We start from the raw sequence: 25,573 nt of genomic DNA on the forward strand, positions 1-25,573 counted from the left end.
CGTGCCGGTCCATCCCCACGGGCGTGGGGACTACTAGGGGCAGGAGCCCCACCCCCGCCACCGCCCGGTCCATCCCCACGGGCGTGGGGACTACGCACATCCGCCTCCGTTATGAGGACGCCATCTCGGTCCATCCCCACGGGCGTGGGGACTACGAACCTCCTCGCCTGGGAGAGGGGCGGGTCCAGCGGTCCATCCCCACGGGCGTGGGGACTACAAAGTCCCCGCGAACGCCCACGCTACCACCTCCGGTCCATCCCCACGGGCGTGGGGACTACAGGATGCGCTCCCGCTCCGCCTCAAACGCCGCCGGTCCATCCCCACGGGCGTGGGGACTACCTCCCCGTCCGGGCCGATGGCGATGGTTTGGGCGGTCCATCCCCACGGGCGTGGGGACTACAGGATGCGCTCCCGCTCCGCCTCAAACGCCGCCGGTCCATCCCCACGGGCGTGGGGACTACCTCCCCGTCCGGGCCGATGGCGATGGTTTGGGCGGTCCATCCCCACGGGCGTGGGGACTACAGGATGCGCTCCCGCTCCGCCTCAAACGCCGCCGGTCCATCCCCACGGGCGTGGGGACTACGGCCTCCAGGAGGGCGCCAAGGCCGAAGACGCCGGTCCATCCCCACGGGCGTGGGGACTACAACTCCACCATCTAGGAGGGAAACATGGCCATCGGTCCATCCCCACGGGCGTGGGGACTACCTTTGGACGCGGCAAGGGCTTTTCTGGAGGCTCGGTCCATCCCCACGGGCGTGGGGACTACATCCACGGCTGGGACATCCGGGACCTGGAGGCCGGTCCATCCCCACGGGCGTGGGGACTACACTTGACCAGGACGGCAAAAAACACCCCTGGACCCCCTCTATGTGTCTTTTTAGGATCCAGGACAACTTTTCAAGGTGCCCATAGCCTCGAGGAAGGGGCGGAGAGAAGAAGGAGGCTATCCCCCATAGCTTAGCATAGCCTAGCGGTATCTTGGAGAAGAACATGGAGCGGAAAAACAAAACCGCCCGGCTGATGGACCTGGTGGATCGCTTAGCCCTCCGCCCTCATGGGGTTGGGGAGTTGGCCCGCCGCTATGGGGTCACGGAGCGCACGGTGGAGCGCGACCTCGAGGCCCTCCGGGAGCAGGGCTACGCCGTGGAACGGGTGGGCCGGGGGCAGTATGCCCTTCGGGCTTCCTCTCCTCCCCTTCACCCTGTAGAGGCGTTGGCCCTCTTCGCTGCGGGAAGGCTTCTCTACCACCAAGCCCCGACAAAGCAGTACGGGAGCGCCTTAGAAAAGCTAGCCCGTATGCTTCCAAACCCCTTACGGGAACTTCTCCTGCAAAGCACGAAAGGCCTCGAGGCCAAAGCCGGAGACTCCCGCACCTTGGAGATGGTGGCCCGGGCGCTTTTGGAAAGGCGGGTCTTGGCCTTTGAATACCGCTCGGGCGGCTCCAAAAACTGGCGGCCCAAGGAGCTTCAGGTGTATTTCCTGGAGGCCAACCGCACCAACCTGGGCCTATACGCCATCGGGTACGAGAGAACCTATCACAAAAGCATTCTCACGTTTAAGCTCTCCCGTATGCGCAACACCCGCCTTCTGGAAGACACCTACGAGTTCCCCCCGGACTTTGACCCAAGCGCCTATCTGCGCCAGGCCTGGGGGGTGGTGGGGGCACGGGAAGGCGCGGTGGAGGTGCGGCTTCGCTTTAGCCCTGAGGCAGCCTGGCGGGTTTTGGAAGGGGATTACCCCGGGCTCGAGGTGGAAGCCGAGCTTCCCGATGGGGGGCTTTTGGCCCGCCTTCCCGCAGTGCCCTTTAAGGGCGGGGTGCCTTGGGAGGTGTTGGCCTGGATCCAGAGCTTCGGCCCCCGGGTGGAGGTGCTGTCTCCCCCGGAGTTTCGCTCCCTTTGGCTGGAGGAGGCCCGTAAGGTGTGGGAACAGTATGGAACCCGACAGGAAATGTCGGCAGTCTAAGGTAAGCTGGGCGCGTGAACGGGACCATTCCCGAAGCGGCCCTGGCCCTTTGGGCGAAAAGCGGAACCCCTTACCATCCCCTCCTGGCCCACATGCTGGACACGGCGGCGGTGGCCTGGGCGATCCTCCGCCGCGAGCCCTCACGAACCCTTTATCTATACGCCCAGGATTGGGGTCTTTCCGAGGAGGAGGCCCTATCCTGGGCCTCTTTCCTGGTGGGCCTGCACGACCTGGGCAAGGCCAGTCCCATCTTCCAGCTGGCCTGGGAAGAGGGCGCCAGGCGGGTACGGGGAGCAGGGCTTGAGTGGGACGAGGACCTGAAAGCGCATTGGGTAGCCCACGGAGTCTTTACCGATCTTTTCCTAAGAAGGCTTTTGGGGGAAAGGGGGCTTTCCAAGGTGGTGGCTGGGGATCTGGCCACGGCTTTGGGGGCCCACCACGGTTTTCCCGCCACCGCCGAGGAGAAAAAGCAGGGAAGGCTTCACCTTCGCCTCGAGGCCGGTCCCTGGTGGGAGGTACGCGCCTGGCTTCTGGACGAGGTGGCCCGCACTTTAGGGGTGGTCTACCCCAAGGTGGAAAACGCCCGCCCAGAGGCCATCCTCAGGGTGATGGCCCTGGCCTCCTTTGCGGACTGGGTGGCCTCCGACCCGGCCCTTTTCCCCTATGGACGAGATCCCTTAACCCCCACCTACTGGCCGGAGGCGTTGGAGCTGGCCCAAAAGGGGCTGGATAGGCTTGGCTGGCGCCCCTACAGGCCCCCCGAGGCCAAGGGCTTCCAGGAGCTCTTTCCCTATATTCCCAGGCCCAACCCCTTGCAGGAGGCGGTCCCGGCCCTCCTTCAGGGGGTGGAGGAGCCGGTGCTCCTCCTGGTGGAGGCCCCCATGGGCATGGGGAAGACCGAGGCCGCCCTATACGCCCACCACCTTTTACAGCGGGCCCTAGACCACCGGGGCCTTTACGTGGCCCTGCCCACCCAGGCCACGGGCAACGGGCTTTTTCCGCGGGTGCGGGCCTTTTTGGAAAGGGCTTCGGCAGGAGCGGTGGAGCTACAGCTCCAGCACGGATCTGCCCTCCTGAACCCCGAGTATGGGGATTTACTGGAGAAGATCCATCCAGAAAGGGTAGGCGAAGGGGAAGAGGAAGGGGTGGTGGCCTCCGCCTGGTTCTCCGCCCGGAAGCGGGCCATGCTCTCCCCCCATGGGGTGGGCACCCTGGACCAGGCCCTCTTGGGGGTTCTGCGGGTGAAGCACCACTTCATCCGGCTTTGGGGCCTCATGAACCGGGTGGTGGTTTTGGATGAAGTCCACGCTTATGACGTCTACACCTCAGGCCTTCTGGAAGCCCTCCTCCGCTGGCTTCGGGCCCTGGGCTCCAGCGCCATCGTCATGACCGCCACCCTGCCCCCCTCCCGTAGGAAGGCCCTCCTTTCCGCCTGGGGGGCAAAGGAGGTGGCGGCCCTCGGTTCTTACCCCCGGGTGGCCCTTCTGGGAGCTGGGGGGCTGAGGGTGGAGGCCCTTCCCCCCGCCCGGAGGGTGGAAGTGGCCCTGGAGCGGGTTCCCGTGGAGGAAGAGGCCCTGGCGGCCCGCCTTTTGGCCTCCCTGCCGGGGGCCTTGGGGGCGGTGGTGAACACCGTGGACCGGGCCCAAAGGCTCTACCAGGCCCTAGGCCAGGGCCGGCCCCTCACCCTGGAGGGGTTGGTGGAGCGTTTGGGCTCCGGGGGGCAGGGCCCTTGGCAGGAGGTCTTGGAGGCCAAAGCGGAGAAGGCCCACTGGGTGGTAGGGAAGGAGCTCCAAGACGGCACTCTGGTCCTTCTCCTCCATGCCCGTTTCCCCGCGGAGGAAAGGGCCCTGAGGGAGAGCGTGGCCCTGGCCCTTTTCGGCAAAGGGGGTCCTAGGCCGGAGCGGGCCATCCTGGTGGCCACCCAGGTGGCCGAGCAGAGCCTAGACCTGGACTTTGACCTGCTCTACACCGACCTGGCCCCGGTGGACCTCGTCTTCCAGCGGGCAGGGAGGCTCCACCGCCATGAGCGCGGACGCCCAGAAGCCCACGCCCACCCCCGGCTCCTTTTGGGGGTGCCGGAGGGGCTTTCCTTTGGGGAACCCCTTTACTGGAGCCGGGTGTACGAAGACTTCATCCTCCTCGCCACCGGGAAGGCCCTGGAGGGCCGCGCCACCTTGCGCATCCCTGAGGACCTCGAGGCCCTTCTGGAGGCCGTGTACGAGGCAGGCCCTGAGGGCTTCCCCGAACCCCTTAGGAAACGGGCTGAGGAGGGGTTCCGTCGTCTGGAAGAACGCCGCAAGAAGGAGGAGGAAACCGCCCGCAACCTCTCCCTTTCCCAGCTGGAAAAGCTCCTGGCCTTGGGGGACAGCGCGGGGATGGCGGCGGAACTAGGATTGGAAGACGACGAGGAAAAACCCGAAACCCAGCGCCTCCTAACCCGGCTGGGCGACCCCAGCGTGGCGGTGGTGCCTCTCTTCCGGGTGGGGGAAGGGCTCTTCCTGGACCGGGAAGGGCGGCACCCTGTACGCCTTAGGGGCGAGATCGGCCGGGAAGAGGCGGAGGCCCTCTTCCGGCGGGCGGTGCGGCTTTCCCGCTTTCCCATCCCCCGGGACCTCTCCCGGGAAGAGCCCCCTTCCGCCTGGAAGAAGGTGGGCCTTCTGCGGGGCCTTCGGCCCTTGGAGGTGGGGCGGACCTTCGGGGAAGGCAAGGGCACCTTCCGGGTGGAGCTGGACCCGGAGCTGGGGGTGGTCTACCTCCGGGGTTGAATCCGACAGGGGTTGTCGGGTTGGGGTGGTAACGTTCTGAACAAGGAGGAGCGCACCGTGGCCAAGTTCAACCTTCTGGAAGAGCCCTGGATCCCCGTCCTCCGAGGGGGGCGGGTGGAGGAGGTGGGCCTCGAGGAAGCCCTTCTAAAGGCGCCGGAGATCGCTCGCATAGAAACCCCCTCCCCCCTGGAAGAGGCTGCCCTGCACCGTCTCCTCTTGGCTGTCTTGCACCGGGCCCTTGGGGGGCCTTCCCGGGTGGAGGAGGTGGGGGCTTGGTGGCAGGAGGGCCACTTTCCCTTGGAGCCCATCCGGGAATACCTGGACCGCTACCGGGCGCGCTTTTACCTCTTCCACGAGGAGGCCCCCTTCTTCCAGGTGGCCGACCTGCCCGAGAAGGATCCCCTTCCCTGGAGCAAGCTTCTACCTGAGCTGGCCAGCGGCAACAACCCCACCCTTTTTGACCACACCACGGAGGAGAACCTTCCCCAGGTGGGCTACGCCCAGGCGGCCCGGGCCCTCCTAGTCCACCAGACCTTCACTCCCGGCGGACTCCTGCGCCGCCATGGGGTTCCCTCGGCCAACGGAGCCCCCTTGGCCGGGGCGGCGGCCTTCTTGCCCACGGGGACAAACCTATTTGAAACCCTCCTTTTCAACCTGGTCCCTTACCAAAAGGGGGAGGACGCACCCCTTTGGGAGGTCCCTCCGTTGCGCCTAGAGGACCTCGAGGGCCACAAGACCAAGTGGCCCCTTTCCGGAGTAACCCGGGTCTACACCTGGCCCAGCCGGGGGGTGCGGCTTCTGGACGAGGGGGACGGGGTGCGCTTTATGGCCTATGGCCCTGGGGTAGAGCCGCTGGATGTGGCCTTCCGTGACCCCATGGTGGCTTACCGGAAGGACGCCAAAGGCAACCTCCTTCCCTTGCGGCTCAGTGTGGAAAAGGCCTTCTGGCGGGATTTTGGGGCTATGCTCCCCCAAGTGGAGGGGGCTCCGCCTTCCACCGTGAACGCCGCCGACGAGCTTTTGGGCTACCTGGAGGAAGAGGGGCTAGACCCCCTTCCAACCCGAGGCCTGCGCGTCCTGGGCCAGGTTTCCGATCAGGCCAAGATCCTGGACATGCGCCGGGAGGTCTACCCCCTGCCCCCTAAGGTCCTCTCCGTCAAGGCCGAGCTGAACCTGGGTCCAGCCCTGGAAAGGGCGGAGGCGTTGGGGCGGGGTCTAAGGGGGCTGGCCTTCCTCATGGCCCGGGAAGTTTTGGGAAGTGGCGAGCCGGGGGAACTATCGGCCTTTGCCGCCTCCCTGCCTTTGGAGCGCCTGTACTGGCATGCCCTGGACGGTAGTTTCCCTGCTCTCCTGGAGCGCCTGGGTAAGGAGGGGGATAGGGCCTTTTGGGAGGAGGCCCTTAGGCGGGCGGCCCTGGAGGCCTGGGCGGCCACGCGCGTCGCCCTGGGCACCGGGGCCCGGCACCTAAAAGCCTTGGCCAAGGGCGAAGCCTTGTTGCTTTCCCTGCTGGCGGAAAAGGAGGAGGTGAAGCGGTGAAGGAAGGAGCAAGGGTTTTTCTGGCGCGGCTTGAGGACCTTAAAGGGCGCAAGACCTGGACCCCGGCCCGGGCCGCCCTGAGGCGGAGCCTGGCCTTTGAGCCCGGGACCTATCCCCCGGCCATTGGGATGGTGGAGCCCCTTCTACCCGGGGAAGCGGAGGGATGGATCCGGGAGGCCTACTACCTGGTGGCGGCCCTCTACGCCCTCAAGGACGGGGAGCACCGGGAAGGGCGTACCCTGGCCCAGGCCCTACGGGAAAAGGCAGGGGATTCCGCCAGTGTGGAGCATCGGTTTCTGGCCCTTTTGGATGCGGACCGGGACCAGATCGCCTTCCGGCTAAGGCAAAGCGTGGTCCTGGTAGAAGGGGGTTTGGACTTCGCGCGGCTTTTGGAAGACCTATTGGCCTGGTTTAGCCCGGACCGGAGGGTGCAGGCCCGTTGGGCGAGGGAGTTTTACGGCGTGAAGGAAGAGGAGAAGGAGGAGGTGAAGGCATGAAGCTTTTTGAAGTGCACATCCTGCAGACGGTGGCCCCCAGCAACCTGAACCGGGACGACACGGGAAGCCCCAAGGACGCCCTCTTTGGCGGGGTGCGCCGGGCCCGCATCTCCAGCCAGGCGCAGAAGCGGGCGGTGCGGGTGGCGTTTAAAGAATATGGGCTCTTGGACGAGGTCGAACGGGCCATCCGCACCAAGCGGGTGGTGGCGGAGCTTTTGAGGCGCCTCGAGGCCCAGGGGCACCCCCGGGAAAAGGCGGCGCTGGCGGTGGAAAACGCCCTTAACGCCGTGGGCCTTGGGGTAAAGGAAGGCCAGACGGAGTACCTTCTTTTCCTTGGAGAAATGGAACTAGACCGATTGGCGCAGGCCATCGGAGCCCACCTAGAGGCCCTGGCCGCAGGCGAGGCTAAAGGGAAGAAGAAGAGCGAGGTCAGCGCCGAGGTGAAAAAGGCCTTGGAGGGTATCTTTGACGGCGGTAGGGCTGTGGACCTGGCCCTTTTCGGTCGCATGCTGGCCGACCGGCCAGAGCTTGGGGTGGACGCCGCGGCCCAGGTGGCCCACGCTCTTTCCACCCACAAGGTGGACCGAGAGTTTGATTTCTACACCGCCGTGGACGACCTAAACCCTAAGGAAGACACCGGGGCCGGGATGATGGGAGACGTGGAGTTCTACTCCGCCACCCTTTACCGCTACGCAGTGGTGGATCTGGAAAAGCTTCTGCAAAACCTGCAAAACGATCGGGAACTGGTCCGGAAGGGGGTCTTGGCCTTCCTGGAAGCCTTTGCCCTTACCCTGCCTTCGGGCAAGCAAAACAGCTTCGCCGCCCATAACCCGCCCCTCTTTGTGGCCTTCCGGACCGGGGAGGGCCTGCCCCGGAACCTGGCTACCGCCTTTGAAAAGCCCATCCGCCCGAGGGAGGACCGGGCCCTTTCGGAGCTTTCCGTGGAGGCCCTCCTTAGGGAGTGGGCCAAGTTTGACCGGGTGTACGGGCCCCTTAGCCCCGAGTGGAAGGCCGGGGTGAACCTCACCGAGGCCAAAGTGGATGGATTCCCGGTGGTGGACTCCTTCGGCATGCTTAAGGAGAAAGCGGAAGAGGCCCTGGAAGCCTTTTTGGGAGGCTAGGATGCCCACCCTTCTCCTCCAGCTCCGGGGCCCCATGCAGTCTTGGGGCGTGCGGAGCCGCTTTGATTACCGGGACACCTGGCCCTACCCCACCAAAAGCGGGGTGGTGGGGCTCCTGGCCGCCGCTTTGGGCCGGGATCGGAAGGAGGACATCTCCGACCTGGCCGCTTTTCGGCTAGGGGTGCGGGTGGACCGGAAGGGGGTGCTGAAGGTGGACTACCAGACGGCCCAAGGGGTTTTGACGGCGGACCTTGGGGGCATGAAAAATGTTCAGAGCTGGCGCTATTACCTTTCAGATGCGGCTTTTTTGGTAGGGGTGGAGGGGGAAGAGGATCTTCTTAAGGAACTCCACCAGGCGCTGAAAAACCCCTACTTTCCCCTCTACCTGGGGCGGAAGGGGTATGTCCCAAGCCCCCCTCCTTATCTTCCCGATGGCCTTCGCCAAGAAGGGCTGGAGGAGGCTCTAAAGGCCTACCCCTGTCTGGTCCCCAAAAAGCCCGAGGGTGGGTTTTTGTTGGCCCTCGAGGCCCGAACCGGTCGCCTGGTGTACGACCAGCCGGTGGGGCCCTTTTCCGAGCGCCGCTTTGCCGCCCGCTACGTGGAGGAGCGGCTCCTCCCCAAGGAAGAGGTGCCGGAGGGACCCCCTACCTGGGAGGTGGCGGATGTGGATCAGCAAGCTGGTGCTTAACCCCCGCTCCCGGGCCGCCCGGCGGGACCTCGCTAACCCCTACGAGATGCACCGCACCCTTTCCCGGGCGGTTTCCGAGGCCCTTAAGGAAGGCCGGGAAAGGCTTCTTTGGCGCCAGGAGCCTTCCCGGACCACAGAGCTCCCCGTGGTCCTGGTCCAAACCCTCACCGAGCCGGACTGGAGCGTTCTGGAAGAGGATTACGCCGAGATCTTCCCTCCCAAGGCCTTTGAACCAACCTTCCAGCCCGGGCAGGTCTTTCGCTTCCGCCTCAAGGCCAACCCCAGCAAGCGGCTTGCGGCCACGGGTAAGCGGATAGCTCTGAAAACCTGGCTGGAAAAGGTGGGCTGGCTGGAACGGCGCCTTCAGGAGGGGGGCTTCCGCCTTCTTGAGGGGGAAGAAGGCCCTGCGGTGCGCATCCTCCAGGACACCTTCTGGGAGGTACGACGGAAGGAAGGGCAGGTCCAGGTCCAGGTGGTGCTGTTTGAGGGGCGCCTGGAGGTGCAGGATCCGGAAAAGGCCAAAGCCACCCTGGCCCGGGGGATTGGTCCCGGCAAGGCCTTGGGCCTGGGCCTTCTTTCCTTGGCCCGCTAGACCATGCCCCCGGTGCCCAACACCCGCAACCTGAAGGAGCTCCCCAAGTTCCGGGATGGCCTTTCCTACCTCTATGTGGAGCACGCCTTCATAGAACAGGAGGCCCAGGGCATCGGTGTCTATGACCGCGAGGGGCTCACCCTGGTGCCGGTGGCGGCCTTGGGGGTTCTCTTCCTGGGCCCGGGCACCCGCATCACCCACGCGGCGGTGCGGGCCCTTGCCGGGAACGGGTGCACGGTGTGCTGGGTGGGAGAGGGATTGGCTCGGTTCTACGCCCAAGGCCTCGGGGATACCCGGAGCGCCCTTCGGCTCCAGCGCCAGGCCCGGGCCTGGGCCGACCCCAGGCTGCACTTGGAGGTGGTGTACCGCCTATACGCCAAGCGCTTCTCCGATCCCCTCCCCCGGGACCTGAGCCTGGAGCAGGTGCGGGGCCTCGAGGGGGTCCGGGTCCGGAGCGCCTACACCCGCTGGAGCCAGGAAACCGGGGTGCCCTGGCACGGCCGGAGCTACGACCGCCGCAACTGGGCGGCCTCCGACCCGGTCAATCGGGCCCTTTCCGCGGGGGCCGCTTACCTTTATGGCCTAGCCCACGCGGCCATCGTCAGCGCCGGGTTTAGCCCTTCCTTGGGCTTCATCCACACTGGTAAGCTCCTTTCCTTCGTCTACGACCTTGCCGACCTCTACAAAACGGAGTACCTCATCCCCGCTGCCTTTCTTACCGTGGCCGAGTCCGATCTAGAGGTGGAGCGGCGGGTGCGGAGGGCCCTGAGGGAACGGATAGAGGCAGGAAAACTCCTGGAGCGCATGGTGGACGACCTCCTGGACCTCTTTTCTAGCCTTGGCTTGCCGGAGGAAGAAGACCCCATAGAGGAAGATCCCACCCGCCCCGGGGGCCTATGGGACCCCGAAGGCGAGGTGGAAGGGGGCGTGGCCTATGGTGGTGATGATCCTGGAGAAGGTACCGAAGAGTCTTAGGGGTGAACTCACCCGCTGGCTTCTGGAGCTGGATACAGGAGTGTTTGTAGGCCGCGTAAGCGCCACCGTGCGCGACCTCCTTTGGGCCAAGGTTGTGGAGAAAGCCGGTGATGGGCGGTGCGCCATGGCCTGGCGCACCAACAACGAGCAGGGCTTTTCCCTTAGGCTTCACGGTTATCAAGACCGGGCCTTGAGGGACTTTGATGGTATAGTGTTGGTGGCGGTGCGCAACGCGGAAGCCGTCCGCAAAGCTGAAAAGCTAAAGCGGACCCAACCCAAGTTGCGCGGGGATCTTGACAAGAAAAACCTGGACTAACTCCTCTTAAGACACATAGCAGGGGGTAAGTTCGGGCTCTTGCCGTCCTGGTCAAGTGTAGTCCCCACACGCGTGGGGATGGACCGGGCTGCTATCCGCTAACGGCGGCCTAGCCAAGGTAGTCCCCACACGCGTGGGGATGGACCGCTCTTCCAGGCGTGTTTGCGGATGAGGGCCACGTAGTCCCCACACGCGTGGGGATGGACCGATGGAACGGGACTGGGCGGCCATCCCCCCGCCGTAGTCCCCACACGCGTGGGGATGGACCGTCCCGGACCACGGTGGCCGCGGGAATCCCCTCGTAGTCCCCACACGCGTGGGGATGGACCGGCGGGGCTGAAGTAGCGGTACTCCCGGGCCTCGTAGTCCCCACACGCGTGGGGATGGACCGGGTGACCCCAGCTTCAAGCCCGCCCCCATGCCGTAGTCCCCACACGCGTGGGGATGGACCGGTTTACCCGCCGCCCCCGGCGAAAGCCCACCAGTAGTCCCCACACGCGTGGGGATGGACCGAGCGGCCGCGGCCATGCCAAACGGGCCTACGGGTAGTCCCCACACGCGTGGGGATGGACCGGTGGACATCGGGAGCGTGGAGAGCCTGGCGAGGTAGTCCCCACACGCGTGGGGATGGACCGGCCGCCCATTCGGCGTAGGGGATACCGGCCTCGTAGTCCCCACACGCGTGGGGATGGACCGGGCCGGGTTCGCGAACCCGATGTCCACCTCGAGTAGTCCCCACACGCGTGGGGATGGACCGGCCCCGTCCGGGTCCTGGGCCCGGAGGACAAGCGTAGTCCCCACACGCGTGGGGATGGACCGCGCTCCGTGCGGTTTAGAAGGCGCTGGAAGAGGTAGTCCCCACACGCGTGGGGATGGACCGCGCTCCTCGCCCCCTGGGGGAAAAGGTTGAAAGTAGTCCCCACACGCGTGGGGATGGACCGGACCCGGAACCGGGCCGGGTTCCGGGCCACCTGTAGTCCCCACACGCGTGGGGATGGACCGAGGTTCGGGCGGCGTTCCGCCAGGAGTACGGGGTAGTCCCCACACGCGTGGGGATGGACCGGTTTTAGCGAATATTACCGATAGAGGGCCCTTGTAGTCCCCACACGCGTGGGGATGGACCGGTTAAGGCGGCTTCAGAGGCTAAGGCTAAGGCGTAGTCCCCACACGCGTGGGGATGGACCGGTACGGTTACTGGAAAACCCGCCTCGCATGGGGTAGTCCCCACACGCGTGGGGATGGACCGGTTAAGGCGGCTTCAGAGGCTAAGGCTAAGGCGTAGTCCCCACACGCGTGGGGATGGACCGGTACGGTTACTGGAAAACCCGCCTCGCATGGGGTAGTCCCCACACGCGTGGGGATGGACCGTTTATCCTGAAACCCGAGCCCGATACCATCGGGTAGTCCCCACACGCGTGGGGATGGACCGTAGGCCAGGGCCACCCCCGTGGTGAGCCCCACGTAGTCCCCACACGCGTGGGGATGGACCGGGAGAAATCCTCTCCCCGGTAGTTTTTTCCCAGTAGTCCCCACACGCGTGGGGATGGACCGGGATTCTAGGCGCTATTGAGGGACGGGCCGCGTAGTCCCCACACGCGTGGGGATGGACCGACAAACCAATGCTCGGCTTCCGTCAGAATCGTGTAGTCCCCACACGCGTGGGGATGGACCGGATGTAGCGCAGCTCCTCCTCTCCCCCCAGCCGTAGTCCCCCCACGCGTGGGGATGGACCGGCTATCGTACGCCTGGTCCAGGACGATATTATGTAGTCCCCACACGCGTGGGGATGGACCGGCATTGTTCCGGTTACCGGGCCTAGCCTCCGTGTAGTCCCCACACGCGTGGGGATGGACCGTAGGGGCGTTGAGTAGCGCTTATGACCCCCACGTAGTCCCCACACGCGTGGGGATGGACCGGTCTACGAGGCTCAGGTCTACGGCAACGGTTGGTAGTCCCCACACGCGTGGGGATGGACCGCAGGTTCGCCAAAATCTGGACCTTCCCTACATGTAGTCCCCACACGCGTGGGGAAGAGTACCCTGTAGACAAACCCGCCCCTTCTCCCTATACTGGTGGACGCTACGGGGAGTAGCGCAGCCCGGTAGCGCACCTCGTTCGGGACGAGGGGGTCGCTGGTTCAAATCCAGTCTCCCCGACCAAAGCCGGCCTCCGGGCCGGTTTTTTGTTGGGTATACTGCCCCCCATGGGCTTTTTCCCCGGCCTTGCCCTTCTCCTTTTGGGGTTCCACCTCCTCGCCGAGGGGCTTGCGGGGCTGAAGGGGCGCCGCCACCTCCTGGCCCAGGCCCTGGGGGGGCGGGCCCTCGGGGCGGGGGTCCTTTTAGGGGCCCTTTCGGGAAGCGGCACCGGGGTGGGCCTCCTGGCCCTGGGGCTTCTGGAAGGGGGGGTGGTGGGCCTTGGGGGGGCGGCCCTTCTCGCCTTGGGGGCCACCGCGGGGGCGGCCTTTTGGGTGGGGCTTCTGCTCCTGCCTGGAGGGCTTGGGGGGGTGTTCCTCCTTCTCGGGCTTTTTCCCTTCCTCGTCCCCCCTTTGAGGCGCTTTGGCCTTTTCCTCCTGGGGCTTGGGCTCCTTTTCCTGGGCTTTTCCCACATGGCCCAGGCGGTGGGGGAGGCGGGGGAGGTCCTCAAGGCCTTCCCTTTGCCCCTTTGGGGGTACTACCTTTCGGGCTTCCTCTTGGCCTTCCTCTTGGGCTCCGCCAACGCGGTGGCCGCCTTGGCCCTGGCCCTGGGGGCGGCCTTAGCCCCGGAGGGGGTTTTGGCCCTCACCCTGGGGGGTGGGGTGGGGGCCACGGGGGCCCTTTTCCTGGCGGGCCTAGGGGGCCGGAAGGAGGCCTACCGCCTGGGGACGGTCCTCCTCCTCCACCGCCTGGTCCTTTCCCTTGGCCTCGTCCCCCTCCTCTTCCTCTGGCCCTATGGGGCGGTGGCCTTCCACGGGTTTAGCCATCTCCTCTACGCCCTCCTTTTCCTGCCCCTTGGGCGGCGGTATGAGGCCCTGGCGGAAGGGCTTTTTCCCAGGCCCCAGGTGGCCCCCAAGTACCTCTCCCGGGAGGCCCTGGAAACCCCCACCCTGGCCTACGCCCTGGCCCAGCGGGAGATCGCCCGCATCGCCGATGCGGTGCGGGGCATGCTCCTTTTGGCGGTGCGCATCCTGGCCCAGGAGGAGGGAGGGGAGGGGAGCCTGGAGGAGCTCGAGGCCAAGGTGGACCGCTTGACCCGGGAGGTGGTCCTCTACACCGCGGAGCTTTCCGCCCGCACAGGGGAGGAGCGGGCGGTGCGGTTTTTGGTGATGGCCAGCGAGCTGGAGCACCTGGGGGATTTGGTGCGCCGGGTGGTGCGGCAGGTGGAAAAGCTCTGGGCCCAGGGCCTCACCTTCAGCCCCGAGGGGAAGGAGGAGCTTTTGGAGGCGGCAAGCCGGGTCCTGGGGCGGCTGGAGCGCATGGCCGCCGCCCTGGCCACGGGGGAGAAGGCCTTGGCGGAGGAGGTGGCGCGGGGGCGGGAGGAGATGGCCCTTTTCCTGGACCGCCTGCGCCGGGCCCACCTGCAACGGCTGGAAGGGGCCCGCCCCGAGACCCGGGCCTCCACCCTGGCCCACCTGGACCTCCTCATCACCCTGGACGAGCTGGATCAGGGGGTGGTGCGGCTTTGCGAACTCCTCCTTTCGGGATAAGCTAGGGGGCGTGGTGCGGATTCTAGGTGGGAAGGCCAAGGGCGTGCCCCTCCTGGTGCCCCCTTCTGCCCGGCCTTCGCCCGTGAGGCTCAGAAAGGCCCTCTTTGACTACCTGCGCCTCCGCTACCCCAGGCGGGGGGCCTTCCTGGACCTCTACGCGGGGAGCGGGGCGGTGGGCCTCGAGGCGGCCAGCGAGGGCTTCCAGGCCACCCTGGTGGAGAAGGACCCCGAGGCCATCCGCCTCTTAAAGGAGAACATCCGCCGCACCGGCCTTCCCGTGCGCCTCGTTCCCCTGCCCGTGGAGGTCTTCCTCCCCGAGGCCAAAGCCCGGGGGGAGCGGTACACCGTGGCCTTCATGGCCCCGCCCTACCCCATGGACCTGGCCCAGGCCTTCGCCCTCCTCCTGGAAAGCGGCCTGGTGGAGCCGGGGGGGCTTTACATCCTCCAGCACCCCAAGGGCCTGCACCTCCCCTTGGGGGAGCGCCGGGTCTACGGGGAGAACGCCCTTACCCTGGTGGAGGTCTAGATGCACGTGGTCTATCCGGGAAGCTTTGACCCCCTCACCAACGGCCACCTGGACGTGATCCAGCGGGCGAGCCGCCTTTTCCAAAAGGTTACGGTGGCCATCCTGGAAAACCCCAACAAGCGGGGCCAGTACCTCTTCAGCGCGGAAGAGCGCCTCGCCATCGTCCGGGAGGCCACCCAACACCTCCCCAACGTGGAGGCCCACACCTTTAGCGGCCTGTTGGTGGACTTCGTGAAGCGGGTGGGGGCCCAGGCCATCGTGAAGGGGCTGAGGGCGGTTTCCGACTACGAGTACGAGCTCCAGATGGCCCACCTGAACCGGCAACTCCTGCCGGGCTTGGAAACCCTCTTCATCCTCTCCGCCACCCGCTACTCCTTCGTGTCCAGCACCATGGTGAAGGAGATCGCCCGCTATGGGGGGGACGTGTCCAAGCTGGTCCCCCCGGCCACCCTAAGGGCCCTAAAGGCCAAGTTCGGCCGGTAAAATCCCCTTATGAAGGCGCTCCTTTCCGTTTCGGACAAGCGGGGCCTGGTGGACTTCGCCCGGGGGCTTTTGGAGCTCGGCTTTGGCCTTCTCGCCACGGGGGGGACTTACCGGGCCCTTAAGGAAGCCGGCCTTCCCGTCACCTACATCTCCGACTTCACCGGCTTCCCCGAGGTCCTGGAGGGCCGGGTCAAGACCCTCCACCCCAAGGTGCACGCGGGGCTTCTCGCCCGGCCCGACCAGGAGGAGGAGCTGAAGGCCCTTGGCTTTGAGCGCATCGCCCTCCTTGCGGTGAACCTCTACCCCTTCCGGGAGACCGTGGCCCGGGGGGCTTCCTTTGAGGAGGCCCTGGAGCAGATCGACATCGGGGGCCCGGCCATGCTCCGGGCCGCGGCCAAGAACCACCGGGCGGTCCTCCCCGTCTGCGACCCCGAGGACTACCCCGCGGTGCTAGAGGCCCTAAGGGAGGGCCCCACCCCGGAGTTCCGGCGCGCGCTCGCCCGCAAGGCCTTCGCCCACACCGCGGCCTACGACGCGGCCATTGCGGAATGGCTTGCCGGGGAGAAGTTCCCTGAGGAGAAGTTTTTCGTTCTGAAAAGGGTTTCCCCCCTGCGCTACGGGGAAAACCCCCACCAGGAGGCGGCCCTTTACCGGGTGGAGGGGGAGGAGGGGCCCCTTCTCCAGGCCCAGGTCCTTCAGGGCAAGGCCATGAGCTTCAACAACTACCTGGACGCGGAGGCCGCCTGGAACCTGGTCTCGGAGTTTGAGGCCCCGGCCTGCGTGGCGGTGAAGCACCAGAACCCCTGCGGGGTGGCCCTGGGGGAAGGCCCCCTCGAGGCCTACCAAAGGGCCTACGCCGCGGACCCCGTGTCCATCTTCGGCGGGATTGTGGCCTTCAACCGGGAGGTGGACGGGGCCACGGCGAGGGCCATGGGGGAGGTCTTTTTGGAGGTGGTCCTCGCCCCTGGCTTTTCGGAAGAGGCCCTGGCCGTCTTTTCTAAGAAAAAGAACCTCCGCCTCCTTAAGGTCCCGTCCTTGGCCCAAGGGCCCTACCTGGACCTCCGCCGCCTCCGGGGCGGGGTGCTCCTCCAGGACGCGGACACGGAAGACCCCATGGCCCCCAAGGTGGTTACAGCCAAGGCCCCTTCCGAGGCGGAGTGGCAGGACCTCCTTTTCGCCTGGAAGGTGGTGAAGCACGTGCGCTCCAACGCCATCGTGGTGGCCAAGGGGGGGGTGACCCTGGGGATCGGGGTGGGGCAGACGAACCGCCTCCAGGCGGCCCGGCACGCCCTCGAGGCCGCCGGGGAAGGGGCGAAGGGCGCGGTGCTCGCCTCCGATGCCTTCTTCCCCTTTGACGACGTGGTGCGCCTGGCGGGCCAGTACGGGGTTTCCGCCATCATCCAGCCTGGGGGCAGCGTGCGGGACGAGGACTCCATCCGGGCCGCGGACGAGCTCGGGATCGCCATGGTCTTCACCGGGGTGCGGCATTTTAAACACTAGACCTCTTCCAAAGAACCTTGATGACCTCAGGAGTGAGGTCAAAGGGTTCCGTTCCCCGGTAGGTGGGAAGGGGTTTCCTGGTACGCTCCTTTAGGAGCTTCTCCCTTAGGGCCTCTTCCAAAAGCTCTTCCAGGGTGCGCCCCTCTGCCTCTGCCTTGGCCTGGGCCAGGCGGTAAAGCTCTTCCCGCAGGTAGAGGGCGGGCATACCCTTACTATAGCCGGGCCCTCACTTGCCCACGCAGAAGTTGCGGAAGACCCGGTCCACCACCTCTTCCGTCACGTCCCGCCCGAGAAGGGCGTTCAGGGCCCGCACCGCCTCCTCCAGGGCCAGGCCCATGAGGTCCTCGGGGAGGGTGAGGGCCTCCTCCAGCCGCTCCTTGGCCCGGAGGAGGGCCTCCTTCTGCCGGCCGCTGAGGAAGACCCCGCCTTCCCCCCCCTCCCCCAGGAGGGCCTCGCGGATGCGCGCCTTTAGGGCCAGAAGCCCCTCCCCCGTGAGGCTGGAAACCCGGAGGTACCGGGGGTCTTCCCAAAGGGGCGGGAGGTCGGCCTTGGTGGCCACGTAGATCGTCCTCGGGGGAAGGGGGGGCGGGGTAGGCCTGGGGGCGCTGCTGTCCGCTAGGTACAGCACCAGGTCCGCCTCCTCCGCGATCCTCAGGGCCCTTTCCACCCCGGCCCGCTCAATGGGGTCTTCCGTCTCCCGCACCCCCGCGGTGTCCACGGCCACGAGGGGGATGCCGAAGAGCTCCAGGGGGGCCTCGAGGTAGTCCCGGGTGGTGCCGGGGATGGGGGAGACGAGGGCCCGTTCGTAGCCGAGGAGGGCGTTCAGGAGGCTGCTCTTCCCCGCGTTCGGAGCCCCGATGAGGGCCAGGCGGGCCCCCCTTTGGGCCAGGGCCGAGGCCCGGGCCTGGGCGAGAAGGCCCTCCACCTCCCCAAGGGCCTCCCGGATGACCGTTGCCGCCTCGTGGGGCTCCACCCCCTCCTCGGGGTAGTCCAGGAGGGCCTGGACGTGGGCCAGGAGGTCCAGGAGCTTACCCTGTAGGGCCTCTATCCGCCGGGAGAGGGCCCCCTCGAGGCCCCGCAGGGCCTGCCGCCGGGCAAGCTCCCCTTCCGCCTCTATGAGGGCCAGGACGGCTTCCGCCTGGGCCAGGTCCATCTTCCCGTTGAGGTAGGCCCTCAAGGTGAACTCCCCCGGCCCCGCCATCCGGGCCCCCGCCGCGAGGAGGGCCTCCACCGCCCGGCGGAGGACCGCGGGGGAGCCGTGGAGGTGGAACTCCAGGAGGTCCTCCCCGGTGTAGGACCGGGGGGCGCGGAAGACGAGGAGGAGGGCTTGGTCTATGGCTTCCCCGGTCCTCGGGTCCACCAGGTGGCCCAGGGTGAACCGCCCCCCCTTCATCCCCCTGGGGTCTTTGCCCCGGAAGACCCGGGCCCCGATCTCCAAAGCGCCCTTCCCCGAAAGGCGCACCACCCCGATGGCCCCCTTCCCCGGGGGCGTGGCCACGGCGCAGATGGGGTCTTTGAGGTGCATCAGAGGGCGTGGCGTAGGGCTTCCAGGGTCTGGTCCAGGTCCTCTTCCGTGTGGGCCACAGAGAGGAAGGCCGCCTCAAAGTTGGAAGGGGGCCAGTAGACGCCCCGGTCCAGAAGCCCGTGGAAGAAGCGCTTGAAAAGCTCCGTGTCCGTCCTTTTGGCCTCGGCGAAGGTGCGCACCGGGCCTTCGGTGAAGAACACGGTGAGCATGGACCCCACCCGGTTCACCGTGTGGGGGATGCCCTTCTCCGTGAGGACCGCGCTTAAGCCCTCCTCCAGCCGCTTTCCCAGATCCTCCAGGTAGGCGTAGTGCCCCGGGTTTGCCTCCAGGAGCTCCAGGGTGGCGAGCCCCGAGGCCATGGCCAGGGGGTTCCCGGAGAGGGTCCCCGCCTGGTAGACGGGGCCTAGGGGGGCCACCTTCTCCATGACCTCCCGCCTTCCCGCGTAGGCCGCGGCGGGGAGGCCCCCGCCCAGGACCTTGCCCAGGGTGACCAGGTCGGGCTTGAGGCCAAAGAGCTCCGTGGCCCCGCCAAAGGCCAGGCGGAAGCCGGTCATGACCTCGTCGGCGATGAGGAGGACCCCGTATTCCTTGGCCTCGTGGAGCGCTTGTAGGAACGCCTCCGTGGGGACGAGGACCCCGGCGTTCCCCACCACGGGCTCAAAGATGATGGCCGCGATCTCCTCCCCGCGCGTCCTTAGGACTTCCCGGAGGCTTTCTGCGTCGTTGTACTCCAGGACCAGGGTGAGCCGGGCGTAGGCCTCGGGGACCCCGGCGCTCGTGGGCACCCCGAAGGTGAGGGCCCCGCTTCCCGCCTCCACCAGGAGGCCGTCCGCGTGGCCGTGGTAGTTCCCCCGGAACTTCACGATAAGGTCGCGCCCCGTGTAGCCCCGGGCGAGCCTCAAGGCGCTCATGGTGGCCTCAGTCCCCGAGCTCACGAAGCGCACCAGGTCCACCCAGGGGTAGGCCTGCTTCACCTTCTTGGCGAGCTCCACCTCCAAGGGGTGCGGGGCCCCGAAGGTGAGGCCCCCTTCCATGGTCTTTTGCACCCGCCTCAGGACCTCGGGGTGGGCGTGGCCCAGGATGAGGGGCCCCCAGCTCAGGACGTAGTCCAGGTAGCGGTTCCCGTCCAGGTCGTACACGTAGGCCCCTTCCCCCCGGACCAGGTAAGGGGGGGTGCCCCCCACGGCGCGGAAGGCGCGCACGGGGCTGGATACCCCGCCCGGGATGTGCCTTTGGGCCTCTTGGAAGAGCGCTTCGGAACGCGTGCGGTCCATCCCCTTTACTTTACCGCCCCCCGCCCTCGAGGCGTGGGCCCCGGCCACCTTGACGGAAGAGACGGAGGCCTTGGGGCGGGCGGTGGCCCGCTTGGAGGCGGCCTTGGCTCATCCTAAAGACGAGTTCGTTCGCGACTCCGCTATCCAGCGGTTTGAGTTCTGCTTTGAACTGGCTTGGAAGGCCCTCAAGGCTTACTTGGAGGTCCAGGGCCTCGAGGCCCGCTCGCCCCGGATGGCCCTCCGGCTGGCCTACGAGGTGGGCTTGGTGGAGGAGGGTCCGTGGCTTGGGCTTTTGGAACTCCGCAACCTAACCAGCCACACCTACGATGAGGCTTTGGCCGAGCGGGTCTACAGCGAGCTTCCCCAGGCCCTAAGCCTTCTTAAAGCCCTCCTTGAGCGCCTCGAAGCCGAGCTGGCCCGCGAGGAGCGCTGATGGGCTGGGTCCGCCAAAGCCCGGGCCTGGCTTTTTTTGGACCCCCCGCCCAAGCTTTCGCTTGGGCGGGGGGCCTAGTAGCTCAGGGCCTTCCTCAGGGCGGCGAGGACCCTCCGGGCGTTCGGGCGGTAGAGGTGCTCGATGGCGCTAAAGGGGGGGTAGGGGGCATCGTACCCCGCCACCCGGAGGACGGGGGCTTGGAGGTAGTCCAGGGCCCCTTCCGCGATCCTGGCCGCCACCTCCGCCCCGAAGCCGCCGGTGCGCATGGCCTCGTAGACCACGATGGCCCGCCCCGTGGCCCGCACGGCCTCGAGGACCGTCTCCTCGTCCAGCGGCACCAGGGTTTCCAGGTCCACCACCGTGACCTCCACCCCTTCCCGCCCTGCCACCTCCGCCGCCTCCAGCATCACCTCCACCATCCCCCCGTAGCCGATGAGGGTGGCGGCCTTCCCTTCCCTTAAGACCCTGGCCTTCCCCAGAGGGAGGGTGTAGTAGCCCTCCGGAACCTCGGCCCGCGCCCCCCGGTAGAGCTTGATGGCCTCCAGGAAGAAGACCGGGTCCTCGTCCTCAATGGCCGCGAGGAGGAGGCCCTTGGCCCTTTCGGGGCTAGAGGGGATCACCACCTTCACCCCCGGGGTGTGGCAGAGGATGGCCTCGGGGGAGTCCGCGTGCTGCTCCGGGGTGTGGACCCCGCCCCCGTAAGGGGCCCGCACCACCACGGGAAGCCCCACCCGCCCCCGGGAGCGGTGCCGCCAGCGGCCCAGGTGGGAGAGGATCTGGTCCAGGGCGGGGTACAGGAAGCCCGCGAACTGGATCTCGGCCACGGGCCGCATCCCCCCCATGGCCAGGCCGATGGCCAGCCCCAGGATGCCGCTTTCCGCCAGGGGGGTGTCAAAGACCCGCGCCTCCCCGTGCTTGGCCTGGAGCCCCTCCGTGACCCGGAAGACCCCCCCAAGCCGCCCCACGTCCTCCCCGAAGACGAGGACCCTGGGGTCCTGCGCCAGGGCCAGGTCCAGGGCCTCGTTGATGGCCTGGACCATGTTCAGGACCCGCGTCTTTTCCTTCACCATACCTCCTCCAGGTGAAGGCCCTGCCTCAAGGCCTCAAAGGCCCGCCTTTGGTCGGGGCCCATCTCCTTGTACACGTGCTCCACGATCTCCTCGGGGCGGGGCTCGGGGGCGCTGTCCGCAAGGGCGAGCTCCCGGGCGAACTCCTCTTCCAGCTCCCCTAGGAGGGCCCTTTCCTCCTCCTCCCCCCAAAGCCCCCCCTCCTCCAGGGCCTTGCGGAAGCGGAGGACGGGGTCCTTCTTCCGCCAGGCCTCCTCCTCCTCCCGGGTGCGGTAGCGGGAGGGGTCGTCGGAGGTGGTGTGGGGGGCCAGACGGTAGGTGAGGGCCTCCAGGAGGGTGGGGCCCTCCCCCTTGCGGGCCCTTTCCACGGCCTTCTTGGCCTCGAGGTACACCGCCACGGCGTCGTTCCCGTCCACCACCACCCCCGGCATCCCGTACCCCTCCGCCTTTCGGGCGATGTAGTCCACCCGCATCTGCCTATGCCGGGGCACGCTGATGGCGTAGCCGTTGTTCTGCACCAGGAAGATCACCGGGGCCTGGAAGACCGCGGCGAAGTTGAGCCCTTCGTGGAAGTCCCCTTCGCTGGTCCCCCCGTCCCCAATGCTGGTGGCCACCACCCACCCTTCCCCCCGGTGGCGCCCGGCCAGGGCCAGGCCCACCGCCTGGGGGATCTGGGTGGCGATGGGGATGTAGGGGTTTACCGCCCGCACCCCCTCGGGGAAGCCCCAGCCCGCGGGGTGGGCCCGCCAGTAGAGGAGGAGGACGTGGATGGGCACCCCCCGGGTGAGGAGGAGGGCCGTCTCCCGGTAGGAGGGCACCACCCAGTCCCCCTCCCCCAGGGCCAGGCCCACCCCCACCTGGGCCGCCTCCTGCCCCATGAAGGGGGCGTAGACCCCAAGCCGCCCCTGGCGCTGGAGGGTCATGGCCTTCTCATCAAAAAACCGGGCCCGCCGCATGGCCCGGTACAGCCTCAAGGCTTCCCCCTTTTCTAGGGGAAGCTCGCCTCTTTCCAGGTACCCCACTGGCTTTAGCTTCACGCCTGGGAGTTTACCACAGCCCCAAGGCGCTCCAATGCGAGCTCCAGCTCCTCCTCCTTCTTGCAGAAGGCGAAGCGGAAAAGCCCTTGGGGCGGGTTTTCCCGGTAGAAGGCCTCCCCCGGGATGAGGGCCACCCGCGCCCTTTCCAAGAGGCGGAAGGCCTCCCACCCCGGAAGCTCGGCCATGAGGAAGTAGGTCCCCTGGGGGAGGAAGGCTTTGAGGCCCAGGGCCTTTAGGCCTTCGTAGAGGAGGTCCCGCCTTCTCCGGTAGCCCTCCCGCAGGGCCTCGTAAAACCCCTCCCGCCGCGCCACCCTTAAGGCCTCCGCCACCCCGGCCTGCAGGGGGCTTGGGGCGGAGAAGCTCGTCCACTGGCGCATCCCCGCCAGGGTCCCCATGTAGTCCTTCGGCCCCACGATCCAGCCCACCCGGTAGCCGGTGGCCTCGAGGCGCTTCCCCGCGCTCCCCACGGTGAAGGTCCGCTCCGGGGCGAGGTCCTTTAGGCGGGGTGGGGGCGAGGGGGTGTAGTAGAGCTCGTCGTAGACCTCGTCGGAGATGAGGAAGAGGCCCTTCCGCCGGGCAAGCTCGGCCACGGCCTTAAGCTCATCCTCCCGGAAGACCAGGCCCGTGGGGTTCATGGGGGCGTTGAGGAGGAGGGCCCGGGTCCTTTCCGAGACCGCCCCTTCCAGGGCCTTTAGGTCCAGCCGGAAGCCCTCTTCCCCGAGGTCCACCCGGACCAGCCTGGCCTCGGCCCCCGCCAGGAAGGCGTCCGGCAGGTACACGTCAAAGAAGGGCTCCAGGACCACCACCTCGTCCCCGGGGCCCACCAGGCTTTGCAGGAGGACGTAAAGGGCCTCCGTGGCCCCTGAGGTGACCACCACGCCCTCGGGCTCCACCCCGAACTCCTCGGCCAAGGCCTCCCGCAAAAGGGGCAGGCCCGCCGGGGGGGCGTACTGGTCGTAGCGGCCCAGGGCCCGCCCCACGGCCTCGAGGAGGAAGGCGGGCGGGGGGGTGGAGGGGAAGCCCTGGCCCAGGTTCACCGCCCCGAGCCTCGCGGCCAGGGCGCTCATCTTGGGGAAGATGCTCTCCTTGGCGGCTTGGGTCCGGGGGTGGAGGCGCATGATCTTAAGTCTAGACCTTGGGCGTGCGCATTGGGAGGGTTGGGCCTTAGATGGGTAACCGACGCAGGCGGATCCGCTCGTCCTCTACCACCACCAAGGCGCCTGCCTGCAGATCTTCCCGTAGGTCGTTCAGGATACTTACCAGCTTCGGGCCTACCACCCCAGGCCTTAGGTCGCTGGTGCGGAGCAACACCACGCTGGGCTGGGTGGTCTGCTTGAGCGCAAGGAGGGTTCCCATGTCCTGGTCATGGGTGAGGAGCACGTATTCTCCCCGGATTGCGGCTTCAAGTAGCTCCTCGTCTTGGCGTTGAGGGCTTCTAAAGAGGACCAATGGACAGCGATGAGGCCATGCTCCCCCAGAAACCCGACCCACCTGGGGGTAAGGTTGACATCCACCAGAATCTTCAGGCCCTTACCTCCTGGTCTGCAAGGTGGGCAGCGTAGGCTAAGGCGGCGTCTATGTCCTCAGGCTCCAAATACGGGTAGTCCTGGAGGATCTCCTCCGGGGTTTGGTGCCTAAGGAGGGTCAGAAGGGTACCCACGGTGATGCGCATGCCCCGGATACAGGGTTTGCCGCCCATCACCTTAGGGTCAACGGTGATCCGTTCTTCCCAGCCCATGCTTTCATTGTAGGTGCTTTTCCCTAGGCTGGGGGACGGGCAAACCTCTACCCCGCGATGCGGAGAAGGGCCAGGAAGCTTTCCAGCTCCAGGCTCGCCCCCCCCACCAGGCCCCCGTCCACGTTGGGCTGGGAGAGGAGGTCGGCGAAGTTCTTGGGGTTCACGCTCCCCCCATAGAGGATGCGCACCCGTTCCCCAAAGCCCGCCCCGTACCGCTCGGAGAGGGCCTGGCGGAGGGCCCGGTGCATGGCCTCGGCGTCGGAGGGGGTGGCGTTTTTCCCGGTGCCGATGGCCCAGACGGGCTCGTAGGCCACCACCAGGGCCTCGGGGGCAGGGGGCTCCACGCCCCGGAGGCTTTCCAGGAGCTGGTTCAGGGTGTAGGGCACGGCCTCGCCCCGCTCCCTGACCTCCAGGGGCTCCCCCACGCAGAGGATGGGGGTGATCCCCTCCTCTAGAAGCCTTTTCGCCTTCTCCGCCACCAGGGCGTCGGTTTCCCCGTGGTAGCGGCGGCGCTCCGAGTGGCCCACGATGGCGTAGCGGCAGCCGAGGTCTTTCAGCATCCGTGCGGACACCTCCCCGGTGTAGGCCCCCTCCCGGTGGGCGGAGACGTCCTGGGCCCCGTAGGCCACCTGGCTCCCCCCCAGGACCTCCTTGGCCACGGGGAGGATGGGGAAGGCGGGGAGGACCGCCGCTTCGGAATCCAAGGGGGGGAGGAGCCGTTTCAGCTCCGCAAGCCAGACCCGGGCCTCCGAGGGTACCTTGTGCATTTTCCAGTTGCCTGCCACCAGCACCCGGCGCATGGGGCCATCTTATCAGGCCCTGGCCGGCTTTTGCCTCAGGCGGCGGTGGGCTTCCTTAAACCCCACCAGCTTCCTTTTTTCCTCGTCGTGGAGGTGCAGGTCCGCGAAGGCGATCTGGAAGGCATCCTTTAGGGTCACCGTGGGGGCCACCTTCACCAGGTCCACCTCCTCCTGGACCTTGGGCAGGTGGTAGTTGGGGATCTTGGGGGCCAGGTGGTGGATGTGGTGGAAGCCGATGTTCCCCGTGAGCCACTCTAGGACCTTGGGGAGCTTCAGGTAGGTGCTCCCCTCCATGGCCGCCTTCAGGTGCTCCCAGCGGGGGTCGTGCTCCCAGTAGGCGTCCTCAAACTGGTGCTGGACATAAAAGAGAAAGATCCCCACCATGCCCGCCAGGTACTGGATGGGGAGGTAGACGAAAAGGAGGGTCTTCACGCCGAAGAGGAGGACGATGCCCGCGAGGAGGAGGGTGAGGAAAAGGTTGGTGAGGGCCACGCTGTTCCTCACCGAGGGCTTGTCCGATCCGTACCCCAGGGGCAGGCGGTAGGAGAGCATGAAGACGTACACCGGCCCGATGAAGAACATCACGAAAGGGTTCCGGTAGACCCGGTACTTCAGGCGCTCCCAGGGGGTGGCCTTCAGGTACTCCTCCAGGGTCATGGTGTAGATGTCCCCCACGCCCCGCTTGTCCAGGTTGCCGCTGGTGGCGTGGTGGCGGGCGTGGGAGAGCTGCCAGTGGTGGTAGGGCACCAGGGTGAGCACCCCGGTGAAGAAGCCCAGGAGGTCGTTCATCCACCTCTTGGGGAAGAAGGAGCCGTGGCCCGCGTCGTGCTGGAGGATGAAAAGCCGCACCAGGAAAAGGGCGGCCACCATATCCAGGGCCAGGGTGAGGAGAAGGGAGACGGAGAGGGCCTTGTGGGCCAGGAAGAAGAGGAGGAGGAGGGGGAGGAGGGTGTCCGCCACCTGGCGGAGGCTTCTTAGGGTGTCCGGCTTGGCGTAGGGCTTGATGAGGGGGATCCAGTCTTGGGGTTTGGGCTTGTCCATAGCACTCCTTCTAGG

General features: G+C 66.9%; 24 protein-coding genes, 1 tRNA gene and 2 CRISPR repeat arrays. Of the genes, 15 read left to right on the plus strand and 10 right to left on the minus strand.

The window, feature by feature from the left end; all coding sequences use genetic code 11:
• The first annotated feature begins 5 nt into the window (after window positions 1–5).
• Window positions 6–827: direct repeats of the CRISPR family, unit length 29 nt; unit sequence CGGTCCATCCCCACGGGCGTGGGGACTAC.
• Between the two features lie 163 nt (window positions 828–990).
• From B043_RS0108080 to purH, 14 genes are all read left to right on the plus strand, one after another.
• Window positions 991–1,962, plus strand: coding sequence for a helix-turn-helix transcriptional regulator (locus B043_RS0108080; RefSeq protein ID WP_018461600.1), 972 nt, complete (start codon window positions 991–993; stop codon window positions 1,960–1,962).
• A 14-nt stretch (window positions 1,963–1,976) separates the two neighbouring features.
• The gene (locus B043_RS0108085) at window positions 1,977–4,727 is read left to right on the plus strand and encodes a CRISPR-associated helicase/endonuclease Cas3 (protein WP_018461601.1); all 2,751 of its coding nucleotides are present in this window, start codon (window positions 1,977–1,979) and stop codon (window positions 4,725–4,727) included.
• Between the two features lie 57 nt (window positions 4,728–4,784).
• Window positions 4,785–6,263, plus strand: coding sequence for a type I-E CRISPR-associated protein Cse1/CasA (casA, locus tag B043_RS0108090; RefSeq protein WP_018461602.1), 1,479 nt, complete (start codon window positions 4,785–4,787; stop codon window positions 6,261–6,263).
• Window positions 6,260–6,760, plus strand: a complete 501-nt coding sequence (casB, locus tag B043_RS0108095) for a type I-E CRISPR-associated protein Cse2/CasB (RefSeq protein WP_018461603.1) — start codon at window positions 6,260–6,262, stop codon at window positions 6,758–6,760. Before casA ends, casB begins: the two co-directional genes overlap by 4 nt.
• Complete coding sequence (gene cas7e, locus B043_RS0108100) at window positions 6,757–7,881, plus strand: type I-E CRISPR-associated protein Cas7/Cse4/CasC (RefSeq protein ID WP_018461604.1); 1,125 nt, start codon at window positions 6,757–6,759, stop codon at window positions 7,879–7,881. Before casB ends, cas7e begins: the two co-directional genes overlap by 4 nt.
• Window position 7,882: 1 nt before the next feature.
• Window positions 7,883–8,569 (plus strand): type I-E CRISPR-associated protein Cas5/CasD, encoded by a 687-nt coding sequence (gene cas5e, locus B043_RS0108105; RefSeq protein ID WP_018461605.1) that lies wholly within the window; start codon window positions 7,883–7,885, stop codon window positions 8,567–8,569.
• The gene (cas6e, locus tag B043_RS0108110) at window positions 8,544–9,161 is read left to right on the plus strand and encodes a type I-E CRISPR-associated protein Cas6/Cse3/CasE (RefSeq protein WP_018461606.1); all 618 of its coding nucleotides are present in this window, start codon (window positions 8,544–8,546) and stop codon (window positions 9,159–9,161) included. Before cas5e ends, cas6e begins: the two co-directional genes overlap by 26 nt.
• A gap of 3 nt (window positions 9,162–9,164) precedes the next feature.
• Entirely contained in the window at window positions 9,165–10,136 is a 972-nt protein-coding gene (gene cas1e, locus B043_RS0108115; RefSeq protein ID WP_018461607.1) for a type I-E CRISPR-associated endonuclease Cas1e, read from the plus strand.
• Entirely contained in the window at window positions 10,096–10,452 is a 357-nt protein-coding gene (cas2e, locus tag B043_RS0108120) for a type I-E CRISPR-associated endoribonuclease Cas2e (protein ID WP_016329184.1), read from the plus strand. The genes cas1e and cas2e overlap by 41 nt, the downstream gene beginning before the upstream one ends.
• Before the next feature lie 57 nt (window positions 10,453–10,509).
• Window positions 10,510–12,429: direct repeats of the CRISPR family, unit length 29 nt; unit sequence GTAGTCCCCACACGCGTGGGGATGGACCG.
• A gap of 105 nt (window positions 12,430–12,534) precedes the next feature.
• Window positions 12,535–12,611, plus strand: a tRNA-Pro gene (locus B043_RS0108125).
• A gap of 44 nt (window positions 12,612–12,655) precedes the next feature.
• Window positions 12,656–14,134: a Na/Pi cotransporter family protein gene (locus B043_RS0108130; RefSeq protein ID WP_018461609.1), complete on the plus strand. Its 1,479-nt coding sequence runs from the start codon at window positions 12,656–12,658 to the stop codon at window positions 14,132–14,134.
• Window positions 14,135–14,144: 10 nt separating this feature from the next.
• On the plus strand, window positions 14,145–14,660 hold the full coding sequence (locus tag B043_RS0108135) for an RsmD family RNA methyltransferase (protein WP_016329186.1): 516 nt from the start codon (window positions 14,145–14,147) through the stop codon (window positions 14,658–14,660).
• A complete protein-coding gene (gene coaD / locus B043_RS0108140; protein ID WP_016329187.1) occupies window positions 14,661–15,143 on the plus strand; it encodes a pantetheine-phosphate adenylyltransferase in 483 nt (160 codons plus the stop codon).
• 9 nt (window positions 15,144–15,152) lie between these two features.
• Window positions 15,153–16,643, plus strand: coding sequence for a bifunctional phosphoribosylaminoimidazolecarboxamide formyltransferase/IMP cyclohydrolase (purH, locus tag B043_RS0108145; protein WP_018461610.1), 1,491 nt, complete (start codon window positions 15,153–15,155; stop codon window positions 16,641–16,643).
• Here purH and B043_RS12360 read toward each other — a convergent pair.
• The 3 genes from B043_RS12360 to hemL are packed head-to-tail and all read right to left on the minus strand — an operon-like array spanning window position 16,633 to window position 19,442.
• Window positions 16,633–16,848 (minus strand): hypothetical protein, encoded by a 216-nt coding sequence (locus tag B043_RS12360; protein WP_018461611.1) that lies wholly within the window; start codon window positions 16,846–16,848, stop codon window positions 16,633–16,635. The two genes, purH and B043_RS12360, sit on opposite strands and share 11 nt — an antisense overlap.
• A gap of 21 nt (window positions 16,849–16,869) precedes the next feature.
• Complete coding sequence (gene mnmE, locus B043_RS0108155) at window positions 16,870–18,168, minus strand: tRNA uridine-5-carboxymethylaminomethyl(34) synthesis GTPase MnmE (RefSeq protein WP_018461612.1); 1,299 nt, start codon at window positions 18,166–18,168, stop codon at window positions 16,870–16,872.
• On the minus strand, window positions 18,168–19,442 hold the full coding sequence (hemL, locus tag B043_RS0108160) for a glutamate-1-semialdehyde 2,1-aminomutase (RefSeq protein ID WP_018461613.1): 1,275 nt from the start codon (window positions 19,440–19,442) through the stop codon (window positions 18,168–18,170). Before hemL ends, mnmE begins: the two co-directional genes overlap by 1 nt.
• 49 nt (window positions 19,443–19,491) lie before the next feature.
• On the opposite strand from hemL, the gene B043_RS0108165 reads away from it, so the two are divergent.
• Entirely contained in the window at window positions 19,492–19,875 is a 384-nt protein-coding gene (locus tag B043_RS0108165; RefSeq protein WP_026234192.1) for an HI0074 family nucleotidyltransferase substrate-binding subunit, read from the plus strand.
• Between the two features lie 74 nt (window positions 19,876–19,949).
• On the opposite strand, the gene B043_RS0108170 is transcribed toward B043_RS0108165, so the two are convergent.
• Genes B043_RS0108170 through B043_RS0108200 form a run of 7 tightly spaced genes read right to left on the minus strand, consistent with a single transcriptional unit; the run spans window position 19,950 to window position 25,558 of the window.
• A complete protein-coding gene (locus tag B043_RS0108170; RefSeq protein WP_016329192.1) occupies window positions 19,950–20,945 on the minus strand; it encodes an alpha-ketoacid dehydrogenase subunit beta in 996 nt (331 codons plus the stop codon).
• A complete protein-coding gene (gene pdhA / locus B043_RS0108175; protein ID WP_018461615.1) occupies window positions 20,939–21,979 on the minus strand; it encodes a pyruvate dehydrogenase (acetyl-transferring) E1 component subunit alpha in 1,041 nt (346 codons plus the stop codon). The genes B043_RS0108170 and pdhA overlap by 7 nt, the downstream gene beginning before the upstream one ends.
• Entirely contained in the window at window positions 21,976–23,097 is a 1,122-nt protein-coding gene (locus B043_RS0108180; protein WP_018461616.1) for a pyridoxal phosphate-dependent aminotransferase, read from the minus strand. The genes pdhA and B043_RS0108180 overlap by 4 nt, the downstream gene beginning before the upstream one ends.
• 46 nt (window positions 23,098–23,143) lie before the next feature.
• The gene (locus B043_RS13425; protein ID WP_342664379.1) at window positions 23,144–23,470 is read right to left on the minus strand and encodes a DUF5615 family PIN-like protein; all 327 of its coding nucleotides are present in this window, start codon (window positions 23,468–23,470) and stop codon (window positions 23,144–23,146) included.
• Window positions 23,471–23,501: 31 nt separating this feature from the next.
• On the minus strand, window positions 23,502–23,717 hold the full coding sequence (locus B043_RS0108190; RefSeq protein ID WP_018461618.1) for a DUF433 domain-containing protein: 216 nt from the start codon (window positions 23,715–23,717) through the stop codon (window positions 23,502–23,504).
• 47 nt (window positions 23,718–23,764) lie between these two features.
• Window positions 23,765–24,517, minus strand: coding sequence for a triose-phosphate isomerase (gene tpiA, locus B043_RS0108195; RefSeq protein ID WP_016329197.1), 753 nt, complete (start codon window positions 24,515–24,517; stop codon window positions 23,765–23,767).
• Between the two features lie 12 nt (window positions 24,518–24,529).
• Window positions 24,530–25,558 (minus strand): fatty acid desaturase, encoded by a 1,029-nt coding sequence (locus B043_RS0108200; RefSeq protein WP_018461619.1) that lies wholly within the window; start codon window positions 25,556–25,558, stop codon window positions 24,530–24,532.
• Window positions 25,559–25,573: the final 15 nt, after the last annotated feature.

The sequence above is a fragment of the Thermus oshimai DSM 12092 genome (assembly GCF_000373145.1).
Lineage (GTDB): Bacteria > Deinococcota > Deinococci > Deinococcales > Thermaceae > Thermus > Thermus oshimai.

What these genes read in the sequence shown, in the direction of transcription:
- B043_RS0108170 (WP_016329192.1), bottom strand. Translation starts at nt 20,945, where the DNA reads ATGGTGAAGGAAAAGACGCGGGTCCTGAACATGGTCCAGGCCATCAAC.
- B043_RS0108200 (WP_018461619.1), bottom strand. Translation starts at nt 25,558, where the DNA reads ATGGACAAGCCCAAACCCCAAGACTGGATCCCCCTCATCAAGCCCTAC.
- hemL (WP_018461613.1), bottom strand. Translation starts at nt 19,442, where the DNA reads ATGGACCGCACGCGTTCCGAAGCGCTCTTCCAAGAGGCCCAAAGGCAC.
- cas2e (WP_016329184.1), top strand. Translation starts at nt 10,096, where the DNA reads ATGGTGGTGATGATCCTGGAGAAGGTACCGAAGAGTCTTAGGGGTGAA.
- purH (WP_018461610.1), top strand. Translation starts at nt 15,153, where the DNA reads ATGAAGGCGCTCCTTTCCGTTTCGGACAAGCGGGGCCTGGTGGACTTC.
- B043_RS0108130 (WP_018461609.1), top strand. Translation starts at nt 12,656, where the DNA reads ATGGGCTTTTTCCCCGGCCTTGCCCTTCTCCTTTTGGGGTTCCACCTC.
- cas7e (WP_018461604.1), top strand. Translation starts at nt 6,757, where the DNA reads ATGAAGCTTTTTGAAGTGCACATCCTGCAGACGGTGGCCCCCAGCAAC.
- mnmE (WP_018461612.1), bottom strand. Translation starts at nt 18,168, where the DNA reads ATGCACCTCAAAGACCCCATCTGCGCCGTGGCCACGCCCCCGGGGAAG.
- coaD (WP_016329187.1), top strand. Translation starts at nt 14,661, where the DNA reads ATGCACGTGGTCTATCCGGGAAGCTTTGACCCCCTCACCAACGGCCAC.
- tpiA (WP_016329197.1), bottom strand. Translation starts at nt 24,517, where the DNA reads ATGCGCCGGGTGCTGGTGGCAGGCAACTGGAAAATGCACAAGGTACCC.
- cas5e (WP_018461605.1), top strand. Translation starts at nt 7,883, where the DNA reads ATGCCCACCCTTCTCCTCCAGCTCCGGGGCCCCATGCAGTCTTGGGGC.
- B043_RS12360 (WP_018461611.1), bottom strand. Translation starts at nt 16,848, where the DNA reads ATGCCCGCCCTCTACCTGCGGGAAGAGCTTTACCGCCTGGCCCAGGCC.
- B043_RS0108190 (WP_018461618.1), bottom strand. Translation starts at nt 23,717, where the DNA reads ATGGGCTGGGAAGAACGGATCACCGTTGACCCTAAGGTGATGGGCGGC.
- B043_RS0108180 (WP_018461616.1), bottom strand. Translation starts at nt 23,097, where the DNA reads ATGCGCCTCCACCCCCGGACCCAAGCCGCCAAGGAGAGCATCTTCCCC.
- B043_RS0108080 (WP_018461600.1), top strand. Translation starts at nt 991, where the DNA reads ATGGAGCGGAAAAACAAAACCGCCCGGCTGATGGACCTGGTGGATCGC.
- cas6e (WP_018461606.1), top strand. Translation starts at nt 8,544, where the DNA reads ATGTGGATCAGCAAGCTGGTGCTTAACCCCCGCTCCCGGGCCGCCCGG.
- cas1e (WP_018461607.1), top strand. Translation starts at nt 9,165, where the DNA reads ATGCCCCCGGTGCCCAACACCCGCAACCTGAAGGAGCTCCCCAAGTTC.